General features: G+C 38.2%; 26 protein-coding genes and 2 pseudogenes. 22 read left to right on the top strand and 6 right to left on the bottom strand.

Annotated elements, in window-relative coordinates; genetic code table 11:
• Positions 1-11 precede the first annotated feature (11 nt).
• From C1A12_RS12550 to C1A12_RS21570, 4 genes are read left to right on the top strand one after another with little or no spacing between them, the layout of a single operon-like run.
• The gene (locus tag C1A12_RS12550; protein WP_101844209.1) at positions 12-2,384 is read left to right on the top strand and encodes a hypothetical protein; all 2,373 of its coding nucleotides are present in this window, start codon (positions 12-14) and stop codon (positions 2,382-2,384) included.
• A gap of 17 nt (positions 2,385-2,401) precedes the next feature.
• Entirely contained in the window at positions 2,402-2,938 is a 537-nt protein-coding gene (locus C1A12_RS12545; RefSeq protein ID WP_101844208.1) for a hypothetical protein, read from the top strand.
• A gap of 49 nt (positions 2,939-2,987) precedes the next feature.
• Complete coding sequence (locus C1A12_RS12540) at positions 2,988-3,479, top strand: holin family protein (RefSeq protein WP_101844905.1); 492 nt, start codon at positions 2,988-2,990, stop codon at positions 3,477-3,479.
• A 56-nt stretch (positions 3,480-3,535) separates the two neighbouring features.
• A complete protein-coding gene (locus C1A12_RS21570) occupies positions 3,536-4,654 on the top strand; it encodes an N-acetylmuramoyl-L-alanine amidase (protein ID WP_101844207.1) in 1,119 nt (372 codons plus the stop codon).
• A gap of 24 nt (positions 4,655-4,678) precedes the next feature.
• Here the strand turns inward: C1A12_RS21570 and C1A12_RS12530 are convergent, their stop codons facing one another.
• A complete protein-coding gene (locus C1A12_RS12530; RefSeq protein WP_101844206.1) occupies positions 4,679-5,305 on the bottom strand; it encodes a hypothetical protein in 627 nt (208 codons plus the stop codon).
• Positions 5,302-5,520, bottom strand: a complete 219-nt coding sequence (locus C1A12_RS12525; RefSeq protein ID WP_101844205.1) for a hypothetical protein — start codon at positions 5,518-5,520, stop codon at positions 5,302-5,304. Before C1A12_RS12525 ends, C1A12_RS12530 begins: the two co-directional genes overlap by 4 nt.
• Before the next feature lie 150 nt (positions 5,521-5,670).
• On the opposite strand from C1A12_RS12525, the gene C1A12_RS12520 reads away from it, so the two are divergent.
• From C1A12_RS12520 to C1A12_RS12510, 3 genes are all read left to right on the top strand, one after another.
• The gene (locus C1A12_RS12520; protein WP_101844204.1) at positions 5,671-6,009 is read left to right on the top strand and encodes a YolD-like family protein; all 339 of its coding nucleotides are present in this window, start codon (positions 5,671-5,673) and stop codon (positions 6,007-6,009) included.
• 172 nt (positions 6,010-6,181) lie between these two features.
• Positions 6,182-6,847: a Panacea domain-containing protein gene (locus C1A12_RS12515; RefSeq protein ID WP_101844203.1), complete on the top strand. Its 666-nt coding sequence runs from the start codon at positions 6,182-6,184 to the stop codon at positions 6,845-6,847.
• Positions 6,847-7,257: a hypothetical protein gene (locus C1A12_RS12510; protein WP_101844202.1), complete on the top strand. Its 411-nt coding sequence runs from the start codon at positions 6,847-6,849 to the stop codon at positions 7,255-7,257. The genes C1A12_RS12515 and C1A12_RS12510 overlap by 1 nt, the downstream gene beginning before the upstream one ends.
• 475 nt (positions 7,258-7,732) lie before the next feature.
• Here the strand turns inward: C1A12_RS12510 and C1A12_RS12500 are convergent, their stop codons facing one another.
• Complete coding sequence (locus C1A12_RS12500) at positions 7,733-7,924, bottom strand: helix-turn-helix transcriptional regulator (RefSeq protein ID WP_101844200.1); 192 nt, start codon at positions 7,922-7,924, stop codon at positions 7,733-7,735.
• A 236-nt stretch (positions 7,925-8,160) separates the two neighbouring features.
• Between C1A12_RS12500 and C1A12_RS12495 the strand changes: the two genes are divergently transcribed.
• From C1A12_RS12495 to C1A12_RS12460, 8 genes and pseudogenes are all read left to right on the top strand, one after another.
• Positions 8,161-9,456, top strand: coding sequence for an FtsK/SpoIIIE domain-containing protein (locus C1A12_RS12495; RefSeq protein ID WP_235001592.1), 1,296 nt, complete (start codon positions 8,161-8,163; stop codon positions 9,454-9,456).
• Positions 9,389-9,979 (top strand): replication-relaxation family protein, encoded by a 591-nt coding sequence (locus C1A12_RS12490; RefSeq protein WP_101844199.1) that lies wholly within the window; start codon positions 9,389-9,391, stop codon positions 9,977-9,979. Before C1A12_RS12495 ends, C1A12_RS12490 begins: the two co-directional genes overlap by 68 nt.
• An 11-nt stretch (positions 9,980-9,990) precedes the next feature.
• Positions 9,991-10,362: a TrbC/VirB2 family protein gene (locus C1A12_RS12485; protein WP_101844198.1), complete on the top strand. Its 372-nt coding sequence runs from the start codon at positions 9,991-9,993 to the stop codon at positions 10,360-10,362.
• Positions 10,362-10,571: a hypothetical protein gene (locus C1A12_RS12480; protein ID WP_101844197.1), complete on the top strand. Its 210-nt coding sequence runs from the start codon at positions 10,362-10,364 to the stop codon at positions 10,569-10,571. Before C1A12_RS12485 ends, C1A12_RS12480 begins: the two co-directional genes overlap by 1 nt.
• A 98-nt stretch (positions 10,572-10,669) precedes the next feature.
• A complete protein-coding gene (locus C1A12_RS12475) occupies positions 10,670-10,954 on the top strand; it encodes a hypothetical protein (RefSeq protein WP_101844196.1) in 285 nt (94 codons plus the stop codon).
• A 181-nt stretch (positions 10,955-11,135) separates the two neighbouring features.
• A pseudogene (locus tag C1A12_RS12470) lies at positions 11,136-11,327 on the top strand (sporulation initiation factor Spo0A C-terminal domain-containing protein); the annotation flags it as partial.
• A gap of 479 nt (positions 11,328-11,806) precedes the next feature.
• Positions 11,807-13,153, top strand: coding sequence for an aspartate kinase (locus C1A12_RS12465; RefSeq protein ID WP_101844195.1), 1,347 nt, complete (start codon positions 11,807-11,809; stop codon positions 13,151-13,153).
• A gap of 200 nt (positions 13,154-13,353) precedes the next feature.
• Positions 13,354-13,548, top strand: a pseudogene (locus C1A12_RS12460) (transposase); the annotation flags it as partial.
• Between the two features lie 203 nt (positions 13,549-13,751).
• On the opposite strand, the gene C1A12_RS12455 reads toward C1A12_RS12460, so the two are convergent.
• Genes C1A12_RS12455 through C1A12_RS12445 form a run of 3 tightly spaced genes read right to left on the bottom strand, consistent with a single transcriptional unit; the run spans position 13,752 to position 16,685 of the window.
• Entirely contained in the window at positions 13,752-14,492 is a 741-nt protein-coding gene (locus tag C1A12_RS12455; protein WP_101844194.1) for a PolC-type DNA polymerase III, read from the bottom strand.
• Positions 14,492-16,402 carry a DUF294 nucleotidyltransferase-like domain-containing protein gene (locus tag C1A12_RS12450; protein WP_101844193.1) on the bottom strand — a complete coding sequence of 637 codons (1,911 nt, stop codon included), beginning with the start codon at positions 16,400-16,402 and terminating at the stop codon, positions 14,492-14,494. The genes C1A12_RS12455 and C1A12_RS12450 overlap by 1 nt, the downstream gene beginning before the upstream one ends.
• 49 nt (positions 16,403-16,451) lie before the next feature.
• Complete coding sequence (locus C1A12_RS12445) at positions 16,452-16,685, bottom strand: DUF2627 domain-containing protein (RefSeq protein ID WP_101844192.1); 234 nt, start codon at positions 16,683-16,685, stop codon at positions 16,452-16,454.
• 138 nt (positions 16,686-16,823) lie between these two features.
• Between C1A12_RS12445 and C1A12_RS12440 the strand changes: the two genes are divergently transcribed.
• From C1A12_RS12440 to C1A12_RS12410, 7 genes are all read left to right on the top strand, one after another.
• Positions 16,824-18,893: a sigma 54-interacting transcriptional regulator gene (locus C1A12_RS12440; protein WP_101844191.1), complete on the top strand. Its 2,070-nt coding sequence runs from the start codon at positions 16,824-16,826 to the stop codon at positions 18,891-18,893.
• A 1-nt stretch (position 18,894) separates the two neighbouring features.
• Positions 18,895-19,818 (top strand): phosphate butyryltransferase, encoded by a 924-nt coding sequence (gene yqiS, locus C1A12_RS12435; RefSeq protein ID WP_101844190.1) that lies wholly within the window; start codon positions 18,895-18,897, stop codon positions 19,816-19,818.
• A gap of 16 nt (positions 19,819-19,834) precedes the next feature.
• Positions 19,835-20,929 (top strand): branched-chain amino acid dehydrogenase, encoded by a 1,095-nt coding sequence (gene bcd / locus C1A12_RS12430; protein ID WP_101844189.1) that lies wholly within the window; start codon positions 19,835-19,837, stop codon positions 20,927-20,929.
• 20 nt (positions 20,930-20,949) lie between these two features.
• The gene (gene buk, locus C1A12_RS12425; protein WP_101844188.1) at positions 20,950-22,035 is read left to right on the top strand and encodes a butyrate kinase; all 1,086 of its coding nucleotides are present in this window, start codon (positions 20,950-20,952) and stop codon (positions 22,033-22,035) included.
• A gap of 17 nt (positions 22,036-22,052) precedes the next feature.
• A complete protein-coding gene (gene lpdA, locus C1A12_RS12420; protein ID WP_101844187.1) occupies positions 22,053-23,474 on the top strand; it encodes a dihydrolipoyl dehydrogenase in 1,422 nt (473 codons plus the stop codon).
• A gap of 74 nt (positions 23,475-23,548) precedes the next feature.
• Complete coding sequence (locus C1A12_RS12415) at positions 23,549-24,487, top strand: thiamine pyrophosphate-dependent dehydrogenase E1 component subunit alpha (protein ID WP_101844901.1); 939 nt, start codon at positions 23,549-23,551, stop codon at positions 24,485-24,487.
• 14 nt (positions 24,488-24,501) lie between these two features.
• Positions 24,502-25,485 (top strand): alpha-ketoacid dehydrogenase subunit beta, encoded by a 984-nt coding sequence (locus C1A12_RS12410; protein WP_101844186.1) that lies wholly within the window; start codon positions 24,502-24,504, stop codon positions 25,483-25,485.
• Positions 25,486-25,497 lie beyond the last annotated feature (12 nt).

Below are 25,497 nucleotides of genomic sequence, written 5' to 3'. Positions count from 1 at the left end.
AGATAAATAGTATGGCGTTAAGTGGTAGTTTTGGAAAGAATGTAAATGGACATTGGAGGTTACAAATTGATTGGTCTGCAACTCAAGACATATCAGGAAATAAATCTGATGTAACTGCAAAGATGTACTGGATCGCTAGAGATGATTACGGTGCAGTTTACTCAAGTGCAACGAAAACATGTGCAATGCAATATAATAACGGTTCGTTTGTAACAAGAACAGCTAGTGGTATGGCTGCTCTTAAAGCTAATCAGAAGAAATGGATTCAGACCTACGAGTTTACAATTAATCATGACGATGATGGTAAAGGAAATTTTTCATTAGATGGTTATTTTGACGCTGAGGTTGATATTAGTGGTTGGGTAGGTAGGATTGATTTAGATCAACAATCCTTTACATTAAACACGATTCCAAGACAGTCACATTTAACCTCTAGTCCATCTTGGACAGCAGGTAGTAACCGTACAATAACAATTAAAAGGTATTCTTCTAGGTTTAGGCATGAAGTTGAAATGTATGTGTTTGATAGATCAGGAGATGAACAACACGTAAATCAAGTGTTGCTATCCACTTCTGAAACTTCTAAGTCAACTTCATTCAGTTTGTTACAGAATACTAATATTTTTGAACTGTTAGACGGAAGATCAAGCGCACCAACCCATGTAATTCTTCAAACATATGATGGAGACAATTGGATTGGTAGCAGATATTATGATGGTACTTTAACAGCACCGTCTGCAAGTAAACCAAATAGCAAGTTCGATCATTATGTTTATGTAGATGATACAATCTCTGGAACACTGGATAAAGATCATTCTGATTTTGAACATAATCTAAGAATAAAATTAGGTTCATACACGAAGACATTTACAGATGTAGACTCTTCATTTTCTTGGACTCCTGATGCAACAGAAAAGACGAGTCTATATGATCAGATGCCGAACGATAAGAGTAAAGATGGTTCAATTGAAGTTGAGACGTTCTACAATGGCATAAAGGTTAGGAGTACCACAAGTGAATTACTTAATTTCAACGTTAGAAACAGTAATCCGATATTTGAAGAAAATTATACGTATGCAGACACAAATCAAACTACGAAGGATATTACACTAAACGATCAATACATAATCTCCAATCATTCTAACCTTGTGGTCACTATTCCTGCTTCTGCAAAAGCAACTGCTCAAAATGGAGCTTCAATGGTTTCGTACTCAGCTACAATAGCAGGTACAAGTAAAAATGCTGACTATAGTTCAAGTGATGATGTGCAATTTGATTTCGGTTCAATTGATGCAAATAATGACCAATCACTTGTTGTAAAAGCTGTGGATAGTAGGGGTCTTACTACAACTACAAGTATTCCAGTAGATGTGATTCCTTATAGTAATCCTTCAATTGTTTCAGCTACAAAGAGATTAAATGGATTTGAGGAAACTACAACAGTCCAACTTAAAGGTGACATTTCCTTGTTAAGTGTAGATAACGAACCTAAGAATGTAATAAATCAAATTGAGTATAGATACAAGGATTCTGAAGAGACAGGTTTTGGGTTTTGGACTTCCTTAGATCACACTTTAAGTGGAGGGGAATTTTCAAGCGAAAAAATAAACTTAACACTAGATTCCACTAAGGCTTATAACTTCGAGTTCAGAGTTATGGATGAACTAGGCAGTACTACAATAACTCAAAAATTGGACACGGGACAGCCTTTATTTTTTATTGACCCTATACTTAAATCTATTGGTATAAACGACTTTCCAACTAATCAAAATGAGCTTTTAATTAATAGCCGTCTTCGTTTTGGTGCAAATAAATGGGCTTCTAATGTAAGTGAAGAAGATGTCGCAGGAGCAATGGACTTAAATAACTCTGACATTGTAGGTTTAAATGGTCTTTTCTTTAATGATTATTCTGGTGGTGGAGGCGAAGGCTTAAACTTCTTGAAAAATGGTGTTGAATCGGGTTCTACAAATCCAGAAGATTACGACCTTTTAAGAGTACAAGATGGTGTTGTTATTTTAAATGGTAATCCAATAGGTACAGAAGGTTATGGGGTTCTTTGGGAGGGAGCTTTGTATGTGCAGGCTTCCCAAACAATAACCCCCTCAAAGAAAATGTCTGAGTGTCCTAATGGGTGGATATTAGTTTGGAGTGGGTATACAGGAAGTGCCGATAACTCACATTGGGGATTCACACACGTTCCTAAAGAGTTCGCAAATTTAACAGCAGGTGGTATGTGGTGTATTAATGGAACTACTCCTATTTCAAGTCCAGAAACTTCAATGAAATATGTTTATTGTTCAGACACGGAAATAAATGGACATGACAGAAACAGGGAAGCACCTCAAGATTTGAACGTATTAAGGTATGTACTATCTTATTAAGAAAGGAGTCCAACGGATTGAAAAAAATTTACATAGAAGTATTGGAAGATGGTAGGGTGGACGGTTGGGGAACTTCTCCATCGTCTAATAACAGCATTGAAATTGAAGTCGAAGAAAATCATGGTGTTTTATCCTCTCCATTTGCGTACAAATACGAAAACAGAAAGCTGTTCAAGGATACTGGTGGGGTACTGAAAGATGCCAAAGAAAAGAAGATAATTGAATTAGATAAGGCATGTGAGTCTGCTATTTTAGCAGGCTTTTTTCATGTCATTGATGGAGTTGAGTACCATTTTTCTTATGATCTTGAAGCACAAGTAAACTTCGGGGATCTAAAGGAAGTGTTGAAAGAAGGAATCGTTGATGAAGTCATGTGGACAGTGAGAAAAGATGGAGAGTACACACGGATACCTGTTACATCCGAAATTATGAGTGAGTTAACTGTAGCTATTCTTATGCATAAGCAAAATAATATTTCAAAGTTTCGAGACTTTTTAGAGCCTCAAGTAAAAGATGCAAAGACAATTGAAGAAGTCAAAGAAATTACATGGTAATCCCACAAGGAGACAAAGGAGCAAAATGGTTAAGAAGGGGAATAAAAGAATGGAGTTAAAAATGATTTTGGCAGTAGGGGGAACAATTACAGCGTTCCTTATAGGAGGGTGGCATGTATCCTTAACTGTTTTAGCAGTATTTATGGTTATTGATTTTCTTACTGGAATGGCTGCAGGTGCTTACAACAAACAGTTAAAAAGTGCAGTAGGATTTAGAGGCATTCTTAAGAAAGGAGTGTTTATTCTAGTCATCATTTTAGCGAATATGCTTGATGTACTCGTAGGATCAGGAGCACCCGTATTTAGAACAATGGCAGTATTCTTTTACATAGGAAATGAAGGAATCTCCATACTTGAGAATCTAGATAGAATGGGTATTCCAATTCCCAAGGGTATTGCAAAATACATACATGAAATTGGTAAAGAGGATAACATAGTCAAGAAGTTAGACAAAAAAAGGCTTCCTATTCCAAAGCCAGTGACTAAAGCTTCTGAAAAATCGGACGAAAAACCAGGTATTAATAATAACCAGAATAAATGATTAAGGCTTCCTTTTAAGGGAGTCTTTTTAAATTTAAATCAAGGAGAGAATAAATAATGGCACATTTTGAAAAATTAAGCCAGTTAAAAGATCTACGTGGGAAGACTGCTCATAACGGCTGGCAACCAGTTTATGATGTCAGCGTTAAAACGGACATAGCTATTCATCATTCATTGACAAAAGAAGGAGACTCCTATTCTTTTGCAAATTATCATGTACATACAAATGGATGGCACGAAATCGCCTATGCCTTTGTAATCCTTAAAGACGGTACAATCGAATGGAACCATGACTTAGGTGTACTTAGCTATCATGTAGGTAACTCAAATAAATTCGCTGTTGGTATTTGCCTTGTAGGAGACTTTAGATCAGAAAAACCTACTGAAGCACAAAAACGGTCACTAAAACAACTTGTAGATTGTTTGAAGAAAGATATGCCTAACTATAAACGTACTCGTGGGCATAATGAATTCCCGGGATACTCTTGGAAGGCTTGCCCTGAGTTTGACTACCGTGCTGTATGTTCAGGCGAAAAAGAATTTGCAAGCGTTCCTGCTTCTGGTGCTTCTACTCACACTATTCAACAAGGTGATACTTTCTGGAGTATTGCAAATGAAAACGAAGGATTATCTGTTGACGATCTTAAGAAACTAAACCCATCTGTTGATCCATCAAAACTTAAAATTGGTGAGAAGATTAAAATTAAGGAAACTGCAAGTAAACCTGCTCCTAAGCCAGCTTCTAATGGAGACATGAAAACAACAAGTATTGTTACATACCTAAAAAGTATTGGAGTAGATTCTAGCTTCAACTATCGTGCAAAATTGGCTGCTAAATATGGTATTTCTAGATATAAAGGTACTGCTCCACAAAACATATCTCTTCTAAGCAAGATGCGTGGAGGAAGTAAATCAGCAGCACCAAAAACAGCCACACCTAAGAAATCTTCTAGTCCAGTAAAAGGCAAGATTAAAATTATTGGTGTTAACAGCGCTGCAATTGTAATGGATAAACCGGACAGGAATAGTAGCAAAAATATCGGAACAATTAAAAAGAACGCTACGGTAAATATTTCAGGCTCTGTTAAAGGCAAAAATAATCCTAGAGGATATTGGGAAGTTATCTACGATGGTAAGCGAGGATACGTATCTGGTCAGTTTGGTAGGAAAGTATAAATAATTCCCCACTTATTAGTGGGGTTATTTTCTTCTAAATGATTTCAACTCACTTATCGTATTATTCAGCTTAATTATTTCATTCACTAAGTCATGTGTGTCTCGCCTTATAACACCTTTGTGATTGTTATAATCTAATAAAGTCACTTCGTATTCTTCGGAGTAACAGTTTCCTTCGTAATCAAAATACCTAATTACGAGTTTTGTATCAAGTGCATTATTATTGATTGGATCTGGATTTGATTCAACACTATTCTTGTAGTGTTTCAAAATCTCCTGATGATCTCCAACAAATTGTTCTAATCTTTGATCAGGAGCTAATACTTTTATCCGTTTTACTAAGTTAGGAGACTCAACATCCATGAAGTCGTTTTCAGGTAAATAAGTATAAATATTAAACCCTGGTTCTAAACTTAAAGTGCAATCAAACGCAACTCGAGAGCCAATATTTTTAATTTCGAAATACAATGCTTTATTTTCTTCCTTAAAAAATCCAATAACTTCAGGTCTATAAGCCATGTTTCTGGCAATTTTAGTTTCGTCAGTCATGTTCTTTGTCTCTTCGATCATACGCTTGTTTGATTTTAATATAAGATAAGTTAGAAAGACGTATAATCCTGTTAGAATAACCATCCATATATCCGCACTCATAACTTCACCTCACTTAATTTTTCAAATAATAACTTCCCGTTATATAACCATACCTTCCAAAAACCTTCTTTTTTACTCGCCAACTGAATCCACACTTCATTATTAAGATCTTCATCTGTAAAGTTTTGTGGATAAAAAACACATTTATTTAATAATAGTATGTATTCACCTTCAGCAGCCACAGAGAACACGCCATTTCTATAATTTATTTCCATACCATCTTCCCCCTTTGTTGTAAGACTATTTTACCATAAAATGAATAAGTTACTAAAAAATAGATTAATAACTAACGGAATATTTTATTGATTAAGGTTAGTCTGTTTGGATATAATGAGAACAACCGTTCTTGTTGGGAGGCGTAGACTATGCGTGAAATTAATGATCGAGGTACTAAAAAATGGACTTCGCTTATGATGCCTGAACACGTTCAAATGGTTCAGGAAGTCTATAAGGAACAAACCAGAGTTGATAAACCTGTACTGGATGAGCAGCAGATCCAAGATCATGCATTTGCGTTAGAAATGGCTATGAATGATAATCTAACTGTTGAACTCAAGTACCATAATGGACACAATTACACCTACGTACCTGTGAAGGTGGTAGGTATGAACGGGGATACAAAGAAAGTAAGCTGTATCGACCAACAAGAAAAAGATGATATCCAACTAAATTTTTATGACATTATTAACGTAATATTTTTATAATTGAAGGAATTCTTAACCTAATTGTCGAAATAGGGTCTATGGAAAGGGGGAAAAGTGTAATATAAGATATGAACGGGAATGTAGAGATTAGTGGGTGAAAAATTCACTTTAAAGTATTTTTAAAATCACAAATGTAATATTTAATGATACTATTGTAGAAGGGGGTAGAAAAATGAGTACTAAAGCTATTGATGTGGCAAAATGGTTTATTAAGAATAATCTAGATTCTCCACGTAACACTTTTGATGGAAACATGAAATTGCAGAAATTATTGTATTTTTCCCAACTTATCCATGTTGCTAAGTATGGGAAATTGTTGTTTGCTGAAGAAATGAGAGCATACGAAAATGGCACAGTTATTAATGACGTACGATTGACCTATAGAGATTCACTTTACGGTTTAATTGAGCAATCTGAAAATATGCTTGTTTTTGAAAATGAAGAGGTAACCCACACACTAGAATTAACAGCTAGTATCTTTGGTGAAATGTCAGCGAAAGAATTGTCAGACCTTAATCACGAATTAAGTAGTTGGCAAATACCTTACAGAGAATCAAAAACAGAACAACCACATATTTATAAAACTGCAAGAAGCATCATTCGACCAATGGACGGAATTTTCATGGGTGACGTGAAGAAAGTAAAGCAAATGCTGGAAGCATATGATGATTATGATACTTCAAAAGTATCAGAGGTAGTTAATGGGGTAACTTTTTATTATGATCCTGATGAAATAACGTTAAACGAAGAGCTTCTTTCGATGTTAGAAAATTTAGGTTGTCCAGATGAGGCTTACACTCTAACATTTGATGAGCAACAAGGAGTTATAATCTCCTAATGCCGATTATAGCAGGCCACGCTCTTGTACTAAGTTTACCCTTTGCTAACGGAACCCCATGTAATTATAAAAGACCTTTTCTTGTAATTGAGAATTATAATAATTCATCTCTAGATTTATTAAATGTTTCATCTATAAGAGGAAAAGAGAGGAAATTATTATTTCCTTCTAATGAAAGAATAAATAATTTTAATCCTCCTCTTGATGCACCATCATTTATAAAAATGGATGAATTATATACCATTGATTATTTTGAGGATTTGCATAAGTCAATTTACAAGAGAAGGTCACCTATTGATTCTTCAGAACTTTCACGGCTCGTAAATGAGTACACTAAATATAGTGCGCAAAACCCCGTTACTCAAGTTAGATACATAGAAACAACAGTTCGACAAAGAAATTCTTTATAAAGAATAATACACTTAGAAAGTTTTCTCCTTTGGATAAAAGAAGACTTAGTAATAAGCCCTACACCAAGTAAAACGTGAGGGGCTTATTTTTGTTTGTATGATATCTCTCATACATTCTCTTCTTTGTATTCGTTACAAATCCCCAAAATTAACCCCAAGAAGTCTAGACAATTTAAAGAGCTGCGGTATCAATTGATAAGTTTTCTCCAGTACGCTAGTTTGGAAATCGTATTTGCAGAAACGGCCCATATACTTGCTTATAAACTGCCTGTCATACAGGGTAGAAAAATAAAGGAAGTAAAGAAAGTGTAAAAATATACCTTATGCTTTATTACTTCTACACAAAAAAGAAAATATATACTACAATGGAAATAATTTCTCCATACCACACATCTACACAATTTAGTGAGATGTAAAGTGAATCACCCTTTTAATCCTATTTTCCCCTACATCTTTCATTAGGTGTAGGGTTTTTTTATTTCAATTTGAATAAGTCCTCAACATTACACTCCAATAATTCTGCAAGCATTAAAGCATTTCTTAATGATGGTTCGCTTCTCCCATTACACCATCTTGAAAGAACATTTCCACTTACGCCTATTTGAGAGGCAAGCCATTTTTTCTTATACCCACGTTTGTTTATCCACTCATTTAAATTACATTCCATATTATCACCTGCATACTACTTCTACATAAATCAACTTTTCCCTTTAATAAATTAGAACTAATTTGTCATAGGACAACCTATGCAATTACTATACTTAGGCATATACGTTTTCAAATACGGCAATGTAACATCTATGCGAATTTCAAAGTTGTTGATATGACTGAATCCATAACCTTTATCAAAATTCGCTTGAACAGCAACTATCTTTATCAAGATACCTTGAAAGGGGTGGCGATTTGCTCTTTGAGATTGCTTCATCTGCAAGTATGTTAGCTGTGGTCGGAGGGACTTATTTTTATCAGAACAAAAACTCAAATGATCATGCGAAGATCCAGAAAATCGCAGACAGTTCAGGATTGTTTGTCCGAGAAAATAAGGTGAAAAAGGGGATTCGGATTTATCGAAAAACGAGGAAGGAAAATTATACCGAGTATGTTTATAAAATTCCACTTGGCTTATCGTTCAATGATTTTGAGGAAAAGAAACAACTGTTCATCGATGGACTAAATAATAAGAGTCAGTCAGATTTTAATTTGTCTAACCTGAAAAGTATCAATTGGAAAAAGGATGTATTAAAGCAAATCAGAAACATTGCTAACAACCGTATTAAATTAGATAAACATATAGAAATGGAATATGACGGAATGCTGAAATTTAGGGTTTACGATAAGGGACTTGAAACTATGTATCCCTATAGTGATGAAATGATGGAGAGTGTTAAAGGGTGGAAAGTACCAGTTGGATATACATTGGATAAATTAATGACTCATGACTTTGAGAAAAGACCCCACATGATTGTAGCTGGTGCAACAGGTTTTGGAAAATCAGACTTTTTAAAACTTTTGATTTCTGTTTTAGTCAAGAACCAACCTGACAAGGTAAGGCTTAATTTGATCGATTTAAAGGGAGGCTCCGAACTAGGCACTTTCAAAGGGTTAAAACAAACTAATAATTTTGGGAGAAGCACTAAGGAAGCAAAGCGAATATTAGAAAATATTCAAAAGGACATGGAAAAGAAATTAGATTGGTTGTTTGAGAATGGCATAAAAGATATTAAAAGGGCAGGACAAAAAGAACGTGATTTTATTGTTATTGATGAGGCAGCAAGTCTCGATGATGAAAGCAGGGATATAGTTGTAGATATTGCAAGACGTGGTAGGTCGGCAGGTTACAGACTGATCTATGCAACTCAATACCCTACAAATGAGACTCTGCCTTCGCAGGTACGTGCAAATGTCGGTGTAAGATTGTGTTTTCGATTAGAAACCAATGTGCAAAGTAGAGCCGTATTAGATGAAGGTGGGGCTGAGGAGATTCCAGAGATTGAAGGAAGAGCAATATTCAGAAGAGTTAAAAATCATACTACACAAACTCCCTACATTAAAGAAAAAGATATTGAGAGGATTATTAAGCCGCATATTATGATTCGGTCAAAGGGGGAACACCATGTAAAGGGGGAACACCATGGATCAGAACAAGGCAAAGAGAATGGAGAGGGAAGAACAGATACTCTTATCCTTGAAAAAGCTTGACTATATGACTAGGGGACAATTACAAGTCTTACATGATCTAAAAAGTGACCGTAACGCTCAGAAAGTATTGCAACGAATGAGCCCTTATCTCAACACTTTTAAAGATGGTCAGAACATCTACTACCTGAACAGTAAGGGACGTTCTAGAGTTGAGTGTGACAAGGTACGTAAAAAAACTGGGAATATTAATCATTACTTGATGAGAAACGCTTTGTATGTTGCTTATGGTAGCCCTGAGACATGGGAAAATGAGATGCGTATTAAATTAGGAAAGATAACAGTTGTGCCTGATGCAATCTTTCAATTAGATAACAGGTATTTCATTGTCGAAGTCGATAATACACAGACAATGAAAAAGAATCGAACGAAAATAGATAAGTATAGGCGTTTAATTGAACGTAACGCATTTCGCAACGTACCCAAGATAATTTGGATGACCACAACAGAATACAGGAGAAATAAGTTGCTGGAATTATGCGAAGGTTTAGACGCAGATGTGTATTTAAATACTGACTTTATCTAAGGGGGATTCACATGAAAACGAAGACTTATAAGTTTGGTGAGTTTATGGACGGTAGTTACAAGGCAAAGACTAAATTTCATGGCATTTCATTAGCTCCTTTAGCTGTAGCACCATTTTTCACAGCAAAGCCAGTATTTGCTCAAAGTTCAGATCAAATGTATAACTCAGTTGTAAAAGCATTCGATCCATTAATAGGCTTAGTTCAGGCTATGGCTTATCCAGTTGCAATGGTTGTGGTATTAGGCGGAGCTTTATTTATTATGATTGGTAATAAAGAGAAAGGCTTCTCAATGATGCAAGGTGCTGGATTAGGTTATGTGTTAGTCATGATGACTCCAATGGTGTTGAATATCTTGGTGGATGCCATGAAAGGAGTGTCTTAATGAAGATGGGTATTGTAACGGAGTGGATTGTTGGAAGGGCAAAAGAGGGAATGACTGATCTCTTGGCGGAGTATATTACAGTATCCCCTCTCTTGGTGGGTGTATCAATAGGAGTATATGCATTTCTGAATATGGTTAGCAAAGGTTTAGCTAAATTAGGGGTCATTGGAGTATTCCTTTATGGGGGAATGATTGTAATAACAAATTAAAAATTGATTGATAAAATAAGAATAATGAAGGAATACCCTTTCTTTCCTTAGAATAGAGTGAATAATTAACAAAATAAGGAATGGGGAGAGTGACACATATGGAAGAAAGAAACGAAGAGGCAGTAGAGCCGCATTTTGGAATACAAGAACCAAACCCCAGTAGTATTTCACAGGTATTGTTCTGGGTTGGAGGATTAGAAATTGCGTTAGGTATTATAGTTGCTTTGTATATGGCAGATATAACTTATGTAGTTGATTGGAATATATTCTTAATTTGGTTTCTTCCTACATTGGTATCTGGCTTATTGATTATAGGTTTTGCTGAAGTGATAAAACTTCTAACGATCATAAAAGATAAAGTAAATGAGAGAGTATCAAAGTAACTACTCAATTCTTGACTAGTTTTTTGTGTTTCTTCCTTATTATATAGCGTATTTTTATTAGTCTATTAGTTATTGCAAGTTACTACAATATAGTCTATTCTATAAATAGGTTACGCAAGTGACCAATAAACATCTAAAATCATACCAATAAATTACCCGATGAATAGACGGGTTTTAAACTTATAATACTACGGCTTCGAGGGTAGAACGAGCTATCCGTCATGCCATAGAAGTGGCGTGGAACCGAGGAAATATTGAAGCAATTTCATCTTTATTTGGCTATACAATCTCCTCTACAAAAGCAAAACCGACAAACAGCGAATTTATAGCGATGGTAGCTGACCGCTTAAGATTAGAGCACAAAGCGTCTTAATTCATAGAACTCATGATTGATTAATATGTTGTCACTGGTGAATAATAAAAATTATTTTAAACCGATAAAACACCAGTGTTATTCCAACAGTTTTTAATCTCTTATTCATTGAGAAGATTTGGAAACCCCACTCAATTTATAGGAGGTTTTTTTGTGGAAAATTTTAATTCCTAAATGAAATATGTGAATCATCAACCACCGTCTTTATTTGTAAAGTACTTCCGTGCAATTCAAAATTGTTATTTAAGAATACTTTTTAACGAAATTTCATTAAAACCTTCCACGTACACAATTATTTAATTAGTAGCGGACACTGTTTTTAATTTAGAAGAAATTAAATTAAAAAAGTTATATAGAGAGACCGTCTTAATTATGATTGAGTAAAAATATGATGAATTTGTATTTCATCTTCTCGACAGATTATGGTACAATTCTTAATTATTAGACACTTTAGTTCATCATAACAGGGAGTTGTACAAATGAAAGTAGTAAAATTCGGCGGCAGCTCAGTTGCCGATGCGAATCAATTAAGAAAAGTTTCAGAAATTATTAAAGCAGATCCCCAGAGGAAGGCAATTGTCGTTTCTGCTCCTGGTAAAAGGCACTCCAAGGATACGAAAACAACCGATCTTCTTATTGCCCTTGGAGAATCTGTGCAAGTGAAAGTAAAAAATAAAGCCATTTATGATCAGGTGATTGAACGCTTTGCATCTATTATTAGAGAACTGGAATTAGACCATTCTATTATCAACACCATTCAGAAACGTATTGATGATGCTTGTGAAATTTTAGAAACAGATGTAAAACGTGGTATGGATGCTCTTAAGTCTTGTGGCGAAGACGGCACGGCATTGATATTAAGTGCTTACTTAAACGCAAGGGAACTGGAATCTTCTTATGTTAATCCGAAAGATGCCGGTATATTTGTAAGTGATGAACCAGGCGGCGCCCTTGTGCTTGATGAAAGTTTTGAGCATTTATTTAAATTAAGAGACAAAGCCGGTGTACTCGTTATACCTGGTTTCTTTGGATTTACGCTGGACGGGGATTTAGTTACCTTTTCACGCGGAGGTTCTGATATTACCGGCTCAATTGTTGCGGCAGGCATGAAAGCAGATCTTTATGAGAACTTTACAGACGTTGACTCTGTATTCTGCGTTAATCCGATGATTGTTGAACAGCCTAAAGAGTTAAAATCTCTAACATACCGTGAAATGAGAGAACTATCTTATGCCGGTTTCTCTGTTTTTCACGATGAAGCCTTAATACCGGCTTTTAAAGAAAAGATTCCTGTGTGTATTAAAAATACGAATAATCCGGACGGCGAAGGCACTATGATTGTTGCAGAACTTCCTGAAAGAGAAGGACATGTGGCTGGAATCGCAAGTGACTCAGGGTTTTTAAATTTATACGTAAGTAAGTATTTAATGAACCGGGAAGTTGGATTTGGCCGTAAATTACTTCAAATACTTGAAGAGGAAGGCATTTCGTTTGAGCATGCACCATCAGGAATTGATGATATGTCTGTGATTATTAGAGATCATCAGCTTTCTGAAGAGAAGGAAGAAATAGTTAAAAAGCGAATCTTAACAGAATTAAACGTAGATACCATTTCTATTGAAAGAAATATGGCCATGATAATGATCGTTGGTGAAGGTATGAATGAAGCAATAGGCGTAGCCAGTAAAGCTTCAACAGCATTTAAGGATGCTGGCGTTAATATCGATATGATTAACCAGGGGTCTTCTGAAGTTTCTATGATGTTTGGGATTAAAGATGATGATTTAAATCGGGCCGTACAATCATTATATCGTGCATTTTTCTAATTAAACTAAGGCGATAAACCTAAGTGTTTCTCGCTCAGACTGTCGAGAAAGTCTCGGCAGTCTTTATTTTTTTATGGAACTTCCATTTTTCACTGCGTTAATTTCGTACACTATAGGTAAGAACTCTCTAAGGCGGTGTTAGTCATGTTTCACTCTAAGGAATGCCCCCATCTTGCGACATGTACCCAAAATAAAAAGCATTATCTAATGAGGGCAAATGGATTTATCGAATGAAAAAAGAGAAAATTGAGCGTAGCTTCGCAGATTCCAAAGAACTTCACGGGCTGCGTTATTGTCGTTTGCGTTGAAAAGAAAATGTCCGGGAACAGGTATTACTGACAGCTGCCTGTCAGACCATGAAAAAGATTGTCCTTCACCGAGACAGGGTAAGCTAGGTAAAGGAGAGTCTTTTTCAGTTACGGGCGGGCGAATACTGCGAGACTCCTGCGGAAAAACGAGCGATCCGAGACCCCGCAGTGTGGGTTTCACGAGGAGCCTCGGGCGGTCGTCCGCGGAAAGTGAGTGGGTATTCGCCTGCCCATGAACACAAAAAAGCTTGCTGAAAAACACGGGGTTTCTCTACAAGCTGGCGAGAAACCTAAGTGTTTCTCGCTTTTTGATGTTGATATAGTAGGTGCTTCAGCTCTTCAAAAGTACGATCTTGTTTGAGGGTTAGCTCCTGTAGGAAGTACCCGAACAATTCCGAGGTCATAACTGCATCGTTAAGGGCATGATGTCTGGTGCGTTTAGTAATATTAAATTTTTTCAACAGCGGGTCAAGCTGCGGCTTCTCATCAGGAAACAGAAACTTTGCAAGCTTTTGGGAGTCAATCACCGGTGTATCTAGTTCAGGGAGTTTCCAGCGTTTAAGCATTGTTTGCACAAAACGCATATCGAATTTAGCTGGGTGGGCCACCAGCACAGAGCCTTCACTAAAGTGGAGAAACTCCTTAAAAACGTCTAGAAACGATTCTGACTGGTTTAACTGATCTTTTTTCAAACCAGTCAATTTTAATGTTTGGCGCCCGACTGGCCGGATTGGTTGTACGAGTTTGTAGAAAGTCGTGCTGTGCAGTGTATCTTTTCCCTTCATTCTTATTGCTCCGATGGAAATCACTTCATGTCCGATTTCTGGTATAAAACCTGTTGTTTCTAGGTCGAAAATGGTGTAATCCATGTCAAGCAGGCTTTCGTTTTTGATATTTGGTTTCTCATATTTCTGGATGAGTAAATTCAATTCCTTATGAATATCACTATTTAAATAAGGGCGTATCTTATAATAATAGATCGGTTTTTCAAAGAAAATATATTTTAAAATTTGTAAGTCAATGGGAAGCATTACATCACCCGATTCCGATTATAGCTCAGCTCGAGAACCTGTTGTAATCGTTTGGCTATTGTCAAAGCTTCTTTGAGAGATTTTCTTTCTTCCCTGTTTAATTTTGCCAGCTTTAACTCGTTCGATAGAGGCTCATTATTCTTAAGCTGTTCTAAATTTTCTTTTATCCTTAAAGTCATTAATCGATGGAGAGAAAGCTTTGCATTTTCGGCATCCCTTGGGTGAAATCTTTCTTGTTCAGACAAAGCATTCAATCTGCTGACAGTGTTAATATTCTCAATTCCATATTTCATGCTGTAGATTCGGATGGCATTTACAATCTGCATAATGGCTGATTTTTTTAAGTTTAAGTTCTTCCTTTTTCCTACACCTGAAATCCGGCCGAACGGCTGAACAGGGACACGGAATCTTAATGTATCCTTCATCAAAAGCTGATGAAGACCAAGAGAACGTTGGACACGTGCTGTCACATGTTTTTTTAGGTCGTAAGCCAGAGAAAAATCCCCGAAAATGGGCCGGAAATCCATAAAGATCGTAAAATCGCGTATTTCTTCCGCATCCATTTTGCGTATCCATTCGTCAATGCTTTGCTGCCACTGATTTTTCTGCTGACGCCATTTATCTTCTTTGGCCATAATACCTCCTGAGCAATAAGGAAAGCCGCATTCGTTTAACATCGTATTGATTTTTTCTGCAAGTAGCTTAAAGTAGTCATCGATTTGATCTTTATTACGGATATTTTCGTAATCAGCTAATATCATCCCGTTGTCCTGGTCGGTTGAAAATGCTTGCTCTTTCCGCCCTTCACTACCCATTACGAGGAAGCAATAGTTGATCGGCGGCGCTCCCAATCCTGAAGAAATCATTTCTTCCTCTGCAATCTGAACGACCTGTTTATGAATACGGTCGTTGTAGTTCGTAATCAATTCAGCAATATCATAAGCCATCATTCTCTCATCAATTAGACTGGAAACGAAGTCTTGAAACCGTTTATTATAAATCGGGGACAGGTCTTTTAGTTCGTTGAGAGTCGATGCATTAGAGATTCTATACGTTAAATCAAAATATACGGAATTACTGATTGTAAAGAAGGAAGACTGGCGCAGGATTCCTACAATTTTATCTTTATGGTGAACAGGTATAATCTCAGTTGGATGATGCTTTAAATAGCTTAAAGCGTCATAGATAAATTCTTGGTCACTTATAGAGTAGGGTTCTTCAGACATATGGAGATACACAGAGTCTCTATGGTTGTTTTCAAAATAAGCTTTTAACAAATCTCCGTAGCCAATCATACCGAGTAAGGTCTGACGGTCTTCACTGACGAGTAAGGCCTCTACCTTCTGCTGTTGAAGCATTCGTGCAGCCTTTTCAACCGTTTCCTGCGGATGGATAAAAGTAGGCTGTTCCATATAGGCCCCTGCTCGCTTTTTATATAATTCTTTGTCATCCTCCTCGTCGGTAGAAGAACTTTTAAATTTCACTTCATCGTATAAGCTTTTCATTAAGTGGCTGACCCCGTCCATAACCACTTTTGAAAACTGAGTATTATTGGACATAATCTTCAGAAACGGTTCCCTTTTAAAACAAAGGGTCTTCACAGGTTCTAATGCTTGTACAGAAAATCTCATCTCCCCACTCGTTAACAAAATCATTATCCCAACCAAATCACCAGGATAGTAAAATCTCACAGACAGCTGACGGCCGTTTGAACGGTGCATAATATTTTTAGCCAAACCTGATAATAAAAAGTGGATATCAATGGTATCATCATCCTGATCTTCATGAATAATGAATTCATTGCCGCCGAACTCTTTCACTTCGGCATGGTTGAAAATTTCTTTAAATTCCCGGTCTGAGAGAAGGTCAAATGGATATTGCGATCGGTAAAAATCCAAAGAAAATGACAAAGCTGTTTCCTCCTTTGCAAATCTCTAAAAAAAGCAGAGTACAGTGACTCTACTTTTTCTTAAAGCGTCCTTTTGTTAAATTTCTCTTTCTGTCTCGATGTAAAATAAATCCTCCGATAAATGCAATACCGCCTACCACACACAAGAGGCCGAATATGCCCTGGATAACGACATGAAAAAATATCGGGTGGAAGACATTAAATAAAGAATCCCGTATTAATTTAATCCCAATTACCGCGATGATTCCGGGAGTTACAAGTAGCAATAAAGCAATTAACCGCATGTCATATACTCCTTTTTCGATTCAATCCTTCATTAGTATATCAGAACGGGGAATAACTGAAAATAGAGTTGACTATTGCTAAAATGTGCATAATAATGTACGATTAAATTGCGCAAAAAATTGCAGGGTGTGAAATCAATGAAAAAAGTATTAATAGTTGGAGCAGGAAAAGGTGGTACAGCGCTCTTAAAATTGTTAAGGGAAACAGGGAAACTGACTGTTGCCGCCATAACAGATGTAAACCCGCACGCCATTGGCTTAGATAAAGCGAAGTCGTTAGGAATACCGACCGGGGAAGACTGGAGAGCATTTTTACATAAAGGTATTGATATTGTTATTGAAGCAACAGGAAAAGAAAAAGTTTTTGAACAAATCCGTTCAGCTCGTCCTGCGCATACGGTGGTAATTCCAGGTGCTGTCGCTTATATTACTTCCGAACTGTTAGAAGAGAAAGAAACGCTTCTTAAGGAATTGAAACAGCAGACGAATAATCAGGAAATGATTTTAAATAGTATTCACGATGGAATGATTGTAATTGATAGAGATGAAAAGGTCTCCTTTTTAAATAAAAGCGGAGAGCAAATTCTAGGAAAACCGCGGGAAACAGTTATAGGAAGGGAAGTTAGAGATGTTATTCCAGCTTCAGGCCTTCCCCAATTATTAGAGACAAAAACGAAAGAAATTAATCAAGAACTGAAAATTGAAAACGGCAAGAAAGTTATTACGACCCGTATTCCTTTAATCGGTACTGATCAGGAACCAATTGGAGCTTATGCGGTGTTTAAAGATATTACCGAAGTTGTTGAACTTGCCGAAGAGATCACGGATTTAAAAGAAGTTAAAACGATGCTGGAAGCGATTATTTATTCCTCCGATGAAGCAATTTCGGTAGTAGATGAAAATGGAAGCGGTTTAATGATTAATCCTGCTTACACACGAATCACCGGTCTTGAGGAAGATGAAGTCATCGGTAAGCCGGCGACGGTTGATATTTCTGAAGGCGAAAGTATGCACATGAAAGTTTTAAATACAAGACGTCCGGTACGAGGGGTACGTATGAAGGTAGGGCCGTCCAAAAAGGATGTCTTAGTAAATGTAGCTCCTGTAATTGTAGATGGAAAAGTAAAAGGCAGTGTCGGAGTTTTACATGATGTCACAGAGATTCAGTCGTTAACAAGTGAATTAAAAAGAGCAAGAGAGATTATTAGAAGTTTAGAAGCTAAATATACATTTGCGGATATTACCGGGGATTCCCAGGAGCTTACTATAGCATTGGAACAAGCAAGAGTTGGTGCGAAAACACCTGCTACCGTCCTTCTTCGAGGGGAGTCTGGTACGGGGAAAGAGCTGTTTGCCCACGCGATTCATAATGAAAGTAATCGAAGCCACAATAAATTCATACGGGTAAATTGCGCTTCCATTGCAGAATCTCAACTTGAAAGCGAGTTGTTCGGTTACGAGGATGGTGCCTTTGAAGGAGCAAAGCAGGGAGGCAAGAAAGGGTATTTTGAAGAAGCTAATCATGGAAGCATTTTTTTAGATGAAATAGCTGAACTTACTTTACCTATGCAGGCCAAGCTTCTCCGGGTGCTGCAAGAAAAAGAAATCGTCCGGGTAGGAGGCACAAAGCCTGTCGTCGTAGATGTGCGGGTGATTGCAGCTACCAATATAAACCTTGAGAAAGCAATTATGCGTAAAACGTTTAGAGATGACTTGTATTACCGGCTTAACCGCCTGCCAATCTACATTCCGCCGTTAAGGGAAAGAAAAGAAGATTTAGAGCCTTTAATTAATCACTTAATTAAGAAGCTGAACGAAGACTACGGCAGAAACGTAATATCGATAGATAGGGAAGCTTTTGAAAAGCTTGAAGATTATGATTGGCCCGGCAATGTTCGAGAACTTGAAAATGTTATCAGCCGAGCAATGATATTTATGGAACATACAGAAGAAGTGATAAGAAAAAGCCATATTCCGACATTGATAAAAGCGGAAGCGGCACATACTGGCGAGGAAGCCGCCTGGCAGAGGTCGAGTCTTCAGGAGGCAGTGGATGAATATGAAAAAAGCTTATTAACAGATGCCTTCAGGACTCATAATTTCAATAAAACAAAAACGGCAAAAGCGCTTGGAATTTCAATCCGTAACTTGTATTACAAGCTTGAAAAGTATCAGCTGGACAAAGATGATCTGCAAGGATTTTCATAGTATGCAAAAAAGGGGAATAAGTGTGAAATCTCTAAATGAATTGATCACCAGATTAGAGAACAAATCATTAAAAAAAGTGGCTGTAGCACAGGCAGCTGATAAAGAAGTGATGCTAGCAGTTAAAAAGGCTCGGGATCTTAACCTTGCCTCTTTCATCCTTACAGGCAGCAAAAGTAAGATTCAACATATAGCTGATGAAATTGAGCTGGACTTAAGTGAGCAGAATCAAATTCAAATGATAGACTGCTCAACGGAAGAAGCCTCACCTGCTGCGGTGAAATCTGTCCATGAAGGTGCAGCTCAAATTGTAATGAAAGGGAGTATTGATACAAAAACTCTGCTTACATCCATACTAAATAAACAGTATGGGTTAAGGACTGGAAATATTTTATCTCACGTAGCTTTATTTGAAGTTCCCAGTCAGGATCGGCTCATCTTTTTAACTGATTCTGCAATGAATATCGCTCCAAATTTAGATGAAAAAGCACAGATCATACGAAATGCCGTCGATGTAGCTGTACAATCAGGCTGGAAACTGCCTAAGGTTGCCCCTTTGGCCGCTGTTGAAGTCGTAAATCCGGCTATGCAGGCAACTGTAGATGCGGCGTCTCTTACTCTAATGAATCGTAGAGGGCAGATTAAGGAATGCATAGTAGATGGACCATTAGCCTTTGACAATGCAGTGAATCATGAAGCAGCTAAACAAAAAGGAATTCAGTCAGACGTTGCAGGCAATGCAGATGTCTTGATGGTCCCGACAATCGAAGTTGCCAACGCTCTTTATAAATCATTTATGTATTTCGCTGAAGGCAAAGTAGCAGCTGTTATAAGCGGAGCGAGTGCACCTGTGGTACTTACATCCAGATCTGATACGGCAGAGAGCAAAGTATATTCTCTAGCATTAGCGGTACATTCAAGTAAATAATCGGGAGGAATTTCAAATGGAAATATTTAAGTATATGAGTCAGTATGATTACGAGCAATTAGTAATGTGCCACGATGAAGCATCCGGTTTAAAAGCGATTATAGCTATTCACGATACGACTCTGGGACCAGCTCTTGGAGGTACCCGTATGTGGACTTATGGAAGTGAAGAAGAAGCCATTGAAGACGCTTTGCGTTTAGCTAAGGGCATGACATATAAAAATGCAGCAGCTGGACTTAATCTAGGCGGAGGAAAGACTGTAATTATCGGAAATCCGCGCGAGGATAAAAATGAAGCGATGTTTCGAGCATTCGGCCGCTACATCCAGGGACTAAACGGCCGCTACATTACAGCTGAAGACGTTGGAACTACTGTGCAGGACATGGACTTAATTCATGAAGAAACAAACTATGTTACAGGGATCTCGCCTGCATTTGGTTCTTCCGGAAATCCATCTCCAGTAACGGCCTACGGAGTTTATCGAGGTATGAAAGCGGCAGCAAAGGAAGGTTTCGGCAATGATTCACTTGAGGGCAAAACTGTTGCCGTACAAGGTGTCGGGAATGTAGCTTACCACTTATGTCGACACCTTCATGAAGAAGGTGCTAAGCTGATAGTTACCGATATCAATGCAGAAGCTGTTCAGAAAGCGGTTGATGATTTTGGGGCGGAAGCTGTAGGTACGGAGGAAATTTACGCTGTCGATTGCGATATTTATGCACCGTGTGCCTTAGGTGCTACAATTAACGATGACACCATTCCTCAAATCAAGGCAAAAGTTATAGCTGGAGCTGCCAATAACCAACTTAAAGAAACGCGGCATGGCGATCTTTTACATGAAAAAGGTGTTGTATACACACCTGACTATGTTATAAACGCAGGTGGAGTCATTAATGTTGCAGATGAACTGCATGGTTATAATAAAGACAGAGCTATGAAACGAGTAGAAACGATCTATGATAATGTTACCAGAGTATTTGAAATCTCAAGACGTGATCATATCCCTACTTATAAAGCTGCCGATCGAATGGCTGAAGAGCGAATTGAATCCATGCGCCAGTCCCGCAGTCAATTCTTACAAAACGGTCATCACATATTGAGCAGAAGATAGGTCAATGGAGGGTAAAGGTTTTGCAGAAACATCGTATATTAGTGATTAATCCTGGTTCCACGTCTACAAAAATTGGTGTATTTGATAACACTGAGGCAGTTTTCGAAAAGACGATTCGTCATTCTTCTGAAGAAATTAATGAATTTAATCAAATCATCGATCAGTATGACTTTAGGAAAAATGTTATAGTAAGTGAATTAGATCAAGCAGGTATCGATATAGCCAGTTTAAGTGCCGTCTGTGGACGCGGGGGGTTACTGCGTCCGATAGAGGGGGGTACGTATGAAGTCAACGAAGCCATGCTTGAGGATTTAAGAAATGGGTATAATGGTGAACATGCTTCGAATTTAGGCGGTATCATTGCTAATGAGATTGCTAAAGAGTTAAACGTAAAAGCTTATATCGTTGACCCGGTTGTCGTTGATGAACTAAAAGAAATCGCCCGCATTTCAGGCGTTCCGGAAATCCCGCGCAAAAGTATCTTCCATGCGTTAAACCAGAAAGCTGTTGCCAGGAGGACTGCAGAAGACTTAGGTAAGTCATACAATCAATCACGGCTCATTGTCACTCATATGGGTGGAGGAATTACAATCGGCGCCCATGCGGACGGTAAAGTGATCGATGTGAATAATGGTCTTCACGGAGATGGTCCTTTTTCCCCGGAGAGAGCAGGAACGGTACCGGCTGGAGATCTTGTTTCCATGTGTTTCTCAGGTCAGTACTATAGGGAAGAAATCATGAAAAAACTGGTTGGTCATGGCGGGTTGATGGCTTATCTCGATACTAATGATGGAGTGGAAGTAGAGAAGATGATCGATCACGGTGATCAAAAAGCTAAATTAATCTATGAGGCAATGTCCTATCAAATTGCTAAAGAAATCGGCAGTATGAGTGCGGTTCTTGAAGGAAACGTGGATGCTATAGCATTAACGGGCGGACTTGCTTATGGAAAAGCCTTTACTGAAGCTATTTCTAAGAGAGTAAGCTGGATATCGGATGTCCTTATTTACCCTGGAGAAAATGAACTTGAAGCGTTAAATGAAGGGACGCTGCGTGTTTTAAATAAACAGGAACTTCCTAAACATTATCCAAACTTTGCTGAATAAAAAAGGAGTCGAGAAGAATGGCAGAAGAATATGACTTAGTTGTACTGGGTGGAGGTACAGGTGGATATGTAGCAGCTATCCGCGCTTCCAAGCTAGGTTTAAAAGTTGCAGTTGTAGAGAAAGGGAAAATGGGAGGAACATGCTTACATCGTGGATGCATTCCTTCTAAAGCATTGCTTAGAAGTGCAGAGGTCTTCCGCCAGACCCAGCTAGCCGAAGAGTTCGGTGTAGAAACTAATTCTCCTGTGCTCAATTTTGTTAAGGTTCAGGAGCGCAAGCAAGCGATAGTAGATACATTACATAAAGGTGTACAGGGTTTAATGAAAAAAGGGGAAATTGATATATATGAAGGATTTGGCCGCATATTAGGACCATCTATTTTTTCTCCTTCAGCAGGAACAATCTCCGTGGAGTTGAATAACGGAGAAGAAAATGAAATGCTTATTCCGAAAAATGTATTAATAGCAACGGGCTCTTCTCCTAGAACGCTGCCCGGACTTGAAGTAGATGGCAGTTATGTTATGACTTCAGATGAAGCACTCAACATGCAGGATCTCCCTGATTCGATTATTATTGTCGGCGGGGGCATAATTGGTATTGAATGGGCATCGATGCTGGCTGATTTTGGAGTTGAAGTTACTGTACTCGAATATTTACCAACTATTTTGCCGACAGAAGATGAAGATATTTCAAAGGAAATTATGAAACATATGAAACAAAAAGGGATTACAGTAATAACAGATATTCGTGTGTTATCCGAAAGCCTGAAGATAGACGGAAACGTTGTTATTCAGGGTGAATCTAATGGGGAAACGTATACTTTTGAAGCCGATCGTATGCTCGTTTCTGTCGGCCGTTCGGCGAATGTAACAAACATCGGACTTGAAAATACAGATATTGAATTGGATAATGGTGTGATTCAAACAAACAAATATTATCAAACAAAGGAATCACACATCTATGCTATCGGCGACGTTATCGGTGGGATGCAGCTGGCACATGTTGCTTCTCATGAAGGGATTACAGCGGTGCAACATATGGCTGATAAAAACCCGCACGTTATTAATTATGACCAGGTACCAAGTTGTATTTACTCTAATCCAGAAGCGGCAAGTGTTGGTTTAACAGAAAAGCAGGCCGAAGATCAAGGGTATGAGGTGAAAGTAGGCAGGTTTCCATTTAAGGCAAATGGGAAGGCACTTGTTTTTGGAGAATCTGAAGGGTTTGTAAAAATTATTGCAGATAAACACAGTGATGACCTGCTGGGGGTTCATATGGTAGGTCCTCATGTGACAGATATGATAACTGAAGCGGGACTGGCTAAAGTTCTTGATGCTACTCCCTGGGAGATTGCTGAAACCATTCATCCTCATCCGACACTAAGCGAAGCAATTGGTGAATCTGCCATGGCTGTTGATGGAAATCAAATTCACGGTTAATTATTAAAGGAGGGATTCCTGTGGCTGAAAATCGTCATAAATCGCTGGGTTTAAATGATGACGAAGTACTGGATATGTTCCGTACAATGTTATTGGCACGCAAAATTGATGAAAGAATGTGGCTTTTAAACAGAGCCGGCAAAATACCGTTTGTCATCTCTTGTCAGGGGCAGGAAGCTGCACAAGTTGGAGCTTCATTTGCTCTGGATCGGGAAAAGGATTACGCACTTCCATACTATCGCGACATGGGAGTTGTACTTGCCTTCGGTATGACGGCCAAAGATTTAATGTTATCGGGGTTTGCAAAGGCAGAAGATCCTAACTCAGGTGGAAGACAAATGCCAGGCCACTTCGGGCAGAAGAAAAACCGAATCGTAACAGGCTCATCGCCCGTTACTACCCAGGTACCTCATGCTGTCGGTATAGCACTGGCTGGAAAGATGGAGAACAAAGAATTTGTTTCTTTAGTTACCTTTGGAGAAGGTTCCTCTAATCAGGGTGATTTTCACGAAGGGGCCAATTTTGCAGGTGTTCATAAACTTCCTGTCATTTTTATGGTTGAGAATAATAAATATGCGATTTCCGTTCCTGTTTCTAAACAATTAGCTTGTGAAAAAGTGTCAGACCGTGCAATCGGGTATGGCATGCCTGGTCATACCGTTGACGGTAACGACCCGCTAGCTGTTTATGAAGTGGTAAAGGAAGCAGCCGATCGAGGGAGAAAAGGAGAAGGTCCTACTTTGATTGAAGCAGTCTCTTATCGTTTGACTCCTCATTCAAGTGACGACGATGATCGTACGTACCGTGAACGCGGAGAAGTAGATGAAGCAAAGAAGAAGGATTCTATTTTTACCTTTGCTCAATATTTGAGAGATCAGGGGATTTTAACCGAGGATAAGGAAGAGGAACTCAATATAGAGTTAGATCAAATTGTCAATGAAGCTACTGATTATGCAGAAAGCGCTGCTTATGCTGAAGCTGAATCTGCGTTGCACTATGTCTATGAAGAGTAAGGAGGGGAAAAACTATGGCTGTAATATCTTATATTCAAGCGGTAACACAGGCTTTGAAAGAAGAAATGAAGCGTGATGAGAAAGTATTTGTCCTTGGGGAAGATGTGGGAAAACGCGGCGGTGTTTTTCGCGCTACTGATGGACTTTATGAGGAATTTGGAGAAGCAAGGGTATTAGATACACCGTTGGCTGAATCAGCTATAGCCGGTGTGGGAATTGGGGCTGCGATGTATGGCATGCGTCCTGTCGCTGAAATGCAGTTCGCTGATTTTATTATGCCTGCTGTAAACCAGATTATTTCCGAAGCGGCAAAGACAAGATATCGATCTAATAACGACTGGTCGGTGCCTATGACGATTAGAGCACCATATGGTGGAGGAGTGCATGGAGCACTTTATCACTCTCAGTCAGTAGAAGCGGTATTTGCTAATCAACCAGGGTTAAAGATCGTCATGCCTTCTACACCATACGACGTAAAAGGATTGCTGAAAGCTTCTATCCGCGACAATGACCCTGTTCTATTTTTCGAACATAAAAGAGCCTATCGTTTGATTAAAGGCGAAGTACCGGATGAAGATTATACCCTCCCAATTGGTAAAGCGGATGTGAAACGGGAAGGTTCGGATATCACGGTGATTACTTATGGATTGTGTGTCCATTTCGCTTTACAGGCAGCAGAGAAACTGGCCGAGGACGGGATAGAAGCCCATGTAGTTGACTTGCGAACAGTGTACCCCCTTGATAAAGAAGCTATTATAGAAGCTGCTTCAAAGACTGGCAAGGTACTGCTCGTTACTGAGGATAATAAAGAAGGCGGAATTATCTCAGAAGTGTCAGCAATTATTAGTGAGAATTGTTTATTTGAATTGGATGCTCCGGTTAAAAGGTTAGCAGGGCCGGACGTTCCTTCTATGCCATATGCACCTACGATGGAAAAATACTTTATGATGAATCCTGATAAAGTAGAAAAAGCTATGAGAGATTTAGCGGAATTTTAATGTAGAGGAGGC

The sequence above is a fragment of the Halobacillus sp. Marseille-P3879 genome (genome assembly GCF_900240285.1).
In the GTDB taxonomy this organism is placed as follows: Bacteria; Bacillota; Bacilli; order Bacillales; family Halobacillaceae; genus Halobacillus_A.
The sequence above is the reverse complement of the archived record's forward strand: the minus strand, read 5'-3'. Positions and strand labels throughout refer to the sequence as shown.